The organism is Armatimonas sp. (assembly GCF_043760365.1).
GTDB lineage: Bacteria > Armatimonadota > Armatimonadia > Armatimonadales > Armatimonadaceae > Armatimonas.
Genome location: NZ_JAYUPA010000152.1, coordinates 1 through 6,125, shown reverse-complemented (window position 1 = coordinate 6,125; position 6,125 = coordinate 1). Strand labels below are relative to the sequence as shown.

Below are 6,125 nucleotides of genomic sequence, written 5' to 3'. Positions count from 1 at the left end.
GCCGTTCGTGCGCTGGGCCGCGCCTCGGAGGGCGTACTCTCGCGCTGGAGCCGGGGCTACATTCCCGTCTGGCTCAAGGCGGGCCTCGTGGACTCCGCTGGGGAGTGGCTCAGTGGCACCCTTTTCTGGCCGCTCTGGCTCCGTGCGGCGGGGATGCATGTGGGGCGAAGCTGCGAGATTAGCACCATTATTGACGTCATCCCAGAATTGATTGCGATCGGGCCAGAGACATTTTTCGCGGACGGAATCTATCTCGGAGGACCAAAAGTCCATCGCGGCACGGTGACACTCGCAAGAGTAAAAATCGGCACCAATGTCTTTCTAGGCAACCACGTCGTCGTCGCGGGGGGCCAGAACTTACCCGATGATATCTTGCTGGGTGTCTGTACCGTCGCCGATGACGCGCTCATGTCAAGTGGCACCTCTTGGTTTGGGCACCCTCCCTTTGCGCTTCCGCGCCGCGAGATTGTCGCCTACGATCGCGAGCTGACCCATAACCCCAGTGTTCTTCGCTATCTGAATCGCCTGTTCTGGGAGACACTTCGCTTTGCCTTGCCCGTGGTGCCGACGCTGGTACTCTATGAGAGCTTAGCGGGCATGGCGCAGAACGTGTGGACTGCACCGCTGTTCGCTGCGGCGGGAGTGGCAGCGCTCTGCCTGGTAATCTTAGCGCTTAAGTGGCTTTTACTGGGAAAGGCACACTCTGGAACGCACCCGCTCTGGTCGTGCTGGTGCAGCCGCTGGGACTTTCTCTACGTCGCTTGGGGAGTCTATGCCCGTGGGACACTCACGGCCCTCGAAGGCACTCCTCTGCTCACTTCGTATCTGCGTGCGATGGGCCTCAAGCTCGGGCATGGCGTCGTGCTGGGCAGTGGCTTCTCGCAAGTAGTGGACCCCGACATGATCGAGATCGGCGACGGAGCCACGGTGACGGCGGCGTTCCAAGCCCACACGTTCGAGGACCGCGTGCTGAAACTAGACAAAGTACGAATCGGCGCGAATGCGACCGTGGGAAGCAACACCGTTCCGCTCTACGGAGCCATAATCGGCGAGGGAACCTACGTCGCGCCGCACAGCGTCATCATGAAAGACGAGTTTTTACTCCCGGGCCAGCGCTACGAAGGGGCTCCCACACGATGAGCCAAGGTAACCTCTCCCCCTGCCCCCTCTCTTCCCCAACGAGGAACGAGTGTCCGGGGGAGGGAGGGGCGGGGGTGGGAAAGGTTACGCGGAGCGGTAAAATGACACGCCTCCCCGCACTCGATGTTGCACGTGGAATCGCCGTTTTGGGGATGATCTACCTGCACTTGGTCGGCTCCCAGCTGGCGAATATTCTCGAAGGTCGAGCAGCGGCGCTCTTTTTTTTGCTCGCGGGAATGGCCTGGGCACTCCAAGCAAGGCATACGCCTCATCCGATGAAGCTCGCTCGTCGCGCTCTGACACTCGCGGTTTTCGGGGCACTATTCCATCGCTTTGTCTGGCCCACGGAAGTTCTGGTGCCACTCGCGCTAATGATGGTGCTTAGCATCTTGCTCTGGCGTGCGGGCCAACGCACGGTATGGAGTGTGCTCGTGCTGATTCTCGCTGTTACCCCGCTCGTTCAGGCGCACCTCACTCACTTCGTCACCACAGACTGGCTCGACGACGGCGGTCATCTTGCGGATCACGGGCCTGGTTGGGCGACGCTACGGGCGCTTGTCTTCGATGGAAACTACCCGATTCTTCCCTGGCTCGCGCTACCGCTTCTAGGAGTCATTGCTGTCGCTGGTGCCGGACCGACGACCGAGCGTGCTAGGCGCTGCTTTTGGGGTGCCTTGGTCGTTACCGTCATCACGCAGCTCCCGGGGGAGCGCCTTGGCCCGACAACCTGGATTCCGACCACACTGCCGTTTTTACTGCGCATCGGGAGCAGCGCTGCCACTGTGATTGCGGGCCTACTCTGGTGGGACGGTGCACGGGGCTTGCCCAAAATCACCCAGCTACTCGCACGGCTTGGACAAGCATCACTCACGCACTATGTTCTGCATCTTGTTGCCGTCTTTGCCCCGCTGCGCCTCTTCTATCCCGACGAAGACTGGCCCGTTCACCTTGGGCTCTGGGCGTTCTTTGGCTACGTGCTCCTCGCGCTCCCGCTCACCACGCTCTGGTTCCGGCATTTTTCGCGTGGCCCGCTAGAGAGTCTCTGGGCACGCGCCTAGAAAGCCTAGAAATCCGTTCCTGTCTTATCCAGGCTTAGCTCCTTGATCCAGGCATTGCGGTAGCGCACATCGTGGCCCTCGCACTGGAGCTTGAGGCCCTGGGGCGTGTCCGTGATTCCACGCCCCCCGTCGTTTCCGCCATCCACACCGGAGTCAGCGCCGCCCCAGACCTGACTAATGGGCACATCCGAGTGCGCTTTCTGGCCGTTGAGATAGATCGTCGTGCGGGCCTTCTCGACCAGCTTGCCACCCACAAATCGCGCGGCACGAAAGACAATATCGTACGCGTTCCACTTTCCGAGGCCATGGTAGGCGTGGTACGGCGCGGGCTGCTCATTGATCACCGCCCCGAGGCCGTGCGTCGTTCGGTCGCCATCGCAGATCTGGATCTCGTAGCGGTTCTGAAGATACACGCCGCTGTTGCCGCCCGGCTTTGCGATCCAGAACTCAATGTGCAACCGAAAGTCTCGGTAGGTGCGTTTCGTCACAATATCCGCCGCGCCGTAGAGCCCCCCCGCAGCGGCGGGATCGTCTGTCTGGACACAGGTACCGCCGTCTATGGGGTCTTGAACCACCTGCCACTTAATCGGCAGCGACGAACGAAAGCGCGGGCCTTGCCAGTACGTCCACTTGTCGTCGAGCAGCTTTCGCGTGCCATTCAGAATCACCTCCGCCCCAGAAATGGGCTTTGCACCGACACCAATATCGCGTCGCTTCCTCAGATACGGCGGAGTCGTGCGCCCCTCGGCCTTCACGCGCTCCAGCAATGCTTTTAGCTCCAACACGAGACCGGGCTGCTCGACGTAGCGATTTGTGCGCTCTGCAGGGTCGTCCTTGAGAGAGAACAGCTCACCGGGCTGGCCGTGCGCCGGGCCGTGCCGCAGCGACTCCGGCTCGCCCTTCCCGTTGTCGTTGCCACTGGGGGCGTTGATAAAAACCCAGTTGTCTTTGCGAATGGCAAACTTCCCCGACGCGGCTTGATGCACCGTGGGAATCGTGCGCCTCTTGCCGGGCTTACCTGTCAGCGCGGGCAGTAGATCCACACTATCCTCAGCGGAGTCAGCGGGCAGCTCAGCTCCCAGCACACCGGCCAGAGTCGCCATCAAGTCCACATGGCAGATTGTCTCTTTACACACCGAACCCGCACGAATTTTCCCAGGCCAGCGTGCGAGAAACGCAACACGGTGCCCGCCTTCCCACATGTCGCGCTTGGCTCCGCGCAAGCCTCCCCGGCTGTCGTGGCCAAACTCCGTGATGCGGTCATAGACACCGATCTTTACCTCCCCTGTGAGCTCCGGGCCGTTGTCCGATGTAAAGATCACGAGGGTGTTTTCCTCCAACCCATTTCGCTTCAGCGCCGCTAAGACATCCCCAACCACACCATCAGTCTGCGCGACAAAATCACCGTAGGCTCCAACTTTGGTCTTGCCCTGCCACTCGGGCGAGGGCACCACGGGAAAGTGTGGCGATGTCAGCGGCAGGTACAAAAAGAACGGTTTACCCTCTTTACTCGCCTTGCCCGCCTTCTCCAGCCAGCGCACGGCGCGGCGGCCTACCTCGGGCAAAATGTCTTCCAGCTTCCAGCCGTCGAGGATCGGCCCGGGCCGGTTGATCTGCCCGTCTCTCTCCGTGTGCCGCGTGGGAACCCCCACGGTTCGGTCGCCCTCGATAAAGCAATACGGCGGGAAATTGGGCAGGTCCACGCCAAAGTAGTAATCAAAACCCCGCGCCGTCGGGCCATCGCCGATGGGTTTGGAAAAATCCACATTACTCGGCCCAGCATTCACGCCCTTAGGCGGCGCACCGTCTTTGGTCGGCCAGGTCCAGCCCAGATGCCACTTCCCCACACACGCCGTCGCGTAGCCATAGCCGCGCAGCAACAAGGCGAGATTCAGGCGATCTCTCTCTAAAATCGGCTTGCCCCACGGTGCCACCACCCCGTTTTGCAGAATCCCGCGCCACGCATAGCGCCCCGTGAGCATCGCGTAGCGCGTGGGAGAGCACACGGAAGCGGGCGCGTGGGCATCGGTGGCACGCACGCCCTCCCGCGCAAGCTGATCGAGATTCGGAGTCGGAATCTTTGAGGCAGGATTGTAACAGCCAAGATCCCCGTAGCCGAGGTCATCGGCAAGGATCACGACAATATTGGGACGATTAAGCGGCGTTGCAGGCATGAAGAAGGGTTCACCACGAGGCATGGGATTTCCTGTCATAAACGTTTGGAGTGCGTTGAGCTGGAGAAGACTAACAAAGCCCACGGCAAACTGGGATAAAATGGCTATGGAGAGATGACAAGATGCAAATGGTGATTGAGCAGATTCCGGGCGGGTATCGTGCAAAGCCGTGGACCGATTCCGTGGAGGGAGCGACCTTGGACGAGGTATTTCAGAAGATGACTGCACTGGTTAAGCGCTACCAAGTTGAAGACTGGACGGAAGCACCATGAAACCGATCCAGCGAACCCTCTTTACCGCCCTAGGAGTTCTGCTCGCCGTTGTCGGTGCAAGCAAGGTGACCCCGCCAAAGGCCACAAAAGTGGCAGAGACGCGCTCACCGAGGGAAAACTCCTGGACGTACACAGTCGTCTGCAAGCACTGCGGCGAAACCTACGAAGTGCCACGCGCCTGCACCTTCACCGCCACCGACATAGAGACGAAGCACCAGCACATCACTCCAGAGCAAGAGGCGCGTGCGATTCAAATCCTCGAAGCGCATTTAAAGACCTCACCTTCCCCGGAAGAGAAACTGTGGGCGGAGAAGCTAGATGCACTACAGCCCACCAAGTAACCTGTGGCTCCAAAATGCCTCCCGCTCTCTCGTGTTCATTGGAGTGCTCCTTATGCTCATTGCCTTACTCACCACCCGAATCGCGCAGGAGTCCCAGTGGCGAGCCGCGCCTCATCCAAAAGTTCCTTTTTGCGGTGGGATAAGTATCAGCGACAAGCACACCTAAACGCCCCTCCCCAGGCCCGTTTACGGGTCTTGTCGCACCAGCGGGCCGCTTTAGCCGCCCGTCCGAAAAACGCCCCCGAAACGCCGTCGTGATACCATGACCCCGATATGGCACTCTGGGGCGGACGATTCGAGGGCACGACCGATGCTCTCGTCTGGAAATTTAATCAATCACTTCCTTTTGACCAAAGGCTTTGGCGTGAGGACATCACCGGCAGCATCGCGCATGCGAAGATGCTGGGTAAGCAGGGCATTGTCCCGGAAAGCGACGCCGCAAAAATAGTCACCGGGCTGGAGGCGCTTTACTCTGACCTGGAGAGCGGCTCGGCCCACTTGCCGCCCGAGGCCGAGGACATTCACTCCGCCATCGAGAGCATGCTCTTTGAGCGTCTCGGTAAAGAGGTCGCGGGCAAGCTCCACACAGCGCGCTCCCGCAACGACCAGATCGCCACCGATGTGCGGCTCTGGCTACGGACGGCGCTGGATGAGTTGCGCGGGGAACTAACCAAGCTTCGGGTGCAGCTTGTGGCGCTGGCCGAGGCGAATTTAGGAACTGTGCTGCCTGGGCGGACGCACCACCAGCACGCGCAGCCCGTCTTACTTTCTCATCACTTACTGGCCTACTTCTGGATGCTCAGCCGCGACGATGAGCGGCTTTCTGACTGCCGTAAGCGCCTGAACTTTCTGCCGCTCGGGGCGGGGGCACTCGCGGGGACGCCGTTTCCGATTGACCGCGCGTTTGTCGCCGCTGAGCTAGGCTTTGACGGTATCTGCCCCAACTCGCTCGATGCCGTCGCGGATAGAGATTTCGCCGTGGAGTTCTGCGCCGATGCCAGCTTGCTTCAGCTTCACCTCTCACGCCTCGCCGAAGAGCTTGTGCTCTGGAGCGCACCGGAGTTTGGCTTTGTGGAGCTAGCCGACTCAGTCACCACGGGCAGCAGCATCATGCCGCAGAAGAAAAACCCCGATGTCGCC

5 protein-coding genes and 2 pseudogenes are annotated in these 6,125 nt (G+C 60.5%); 5 read left to right on the top strand and 2 right to left on the bottom strand.

The features are described 5' to 3' along the window. Together ACH2EH_RS03825 and ACH2EH_RS03820 are read left to right on the top strand one after the other, a co-directional pair. Positions 1 to 1,140 (top strand): annotated as a pseudogene (locus ACH2EH_RS03825) (amino acid adenylation protein); the annotation flags it as partial. Between the two features lie 101 nt (positions 1,141 to 1,241). Further along, a complete protein-coding gene (locus ACH2EH_RS03820) occupies positions 1,242 to 2,198 on the top strand; it encodes a heparan-alpha-glucosaminide N-acetyltransferase domain-containing protein (RefSeq protein WP_395139128.1) in 957 nt (318 codons plus the stop codon). A 5-nt stretch (positions 2,199 to 2,203) separates the two neighbouring features. Here the strand turns inward: ACH2EH_RS03820 and ACH2EH_RS03815 are convergent, their stop codons facing one another. Next, the gene (locus ACH2EH_RS03815) at positions 2,204 to 2,953 is read right to left on the bottom strand and encodes a DUF1080 domain-containing protein (protein ID WP_395139130.1); all 750 of its coding nucleotides are present in this window, start codon (positions 2,951 to 2,953) and stop codon (positions 2,204 to 2,206) included. Between the two features lie 333 nt (positions 2,954 to 3,286). After that, positions 3,287 to 4,372, bottom strand: a pseudogene (locus ACH2EH_RS03810) (arylsulfatase); the annotation flags it as partial. Positions 4,373 to 4,494: 122 nt separating this feature from the next. On the opposite strand from ACH2EH_RS03810, the gene ACH2EH_RS03805 reads away from it, so the two are divergent. From ACH2EH_RS03805 to argH, 3 genes are all read left to right on the top strand, one after another. Then, entirely contained in the window at positions 4,495 to 4,644 is a 150-nt protein-coding gene (locus ACH2EH_RS03805; protein ID WP_395139126.1) for a hypothetical protein, read from the top strand. Continuing rightward, positions 4,641 to 4,985 carry a hypothetical protein gene (locus ACH2EH_RS03800; protein WP_395139124.1) on the top strand — a complete coding sequence of 115 codons (345 nt, stop codon included), beginning with the start codon at positions 4,641 to 4,643 and terminating at the stop codon, positions 4,983 to 4,985. Before ACH2EH_RS03805 ends, ACH2EH_RS03800 begins: the two co-directional genes overlap by 4 nt. Before the next feature lie 273 nt (positions 4,986 to 5,258). Continuing rightward, positions 5,259 to 6,125: argininosuccinate lyase (gene argH, locus ACH2EH_RS03795; RefSeq protein ID WP_395139122.1), on the top strand; the 867-nt coding region annotated here is incomplete at its 3' end.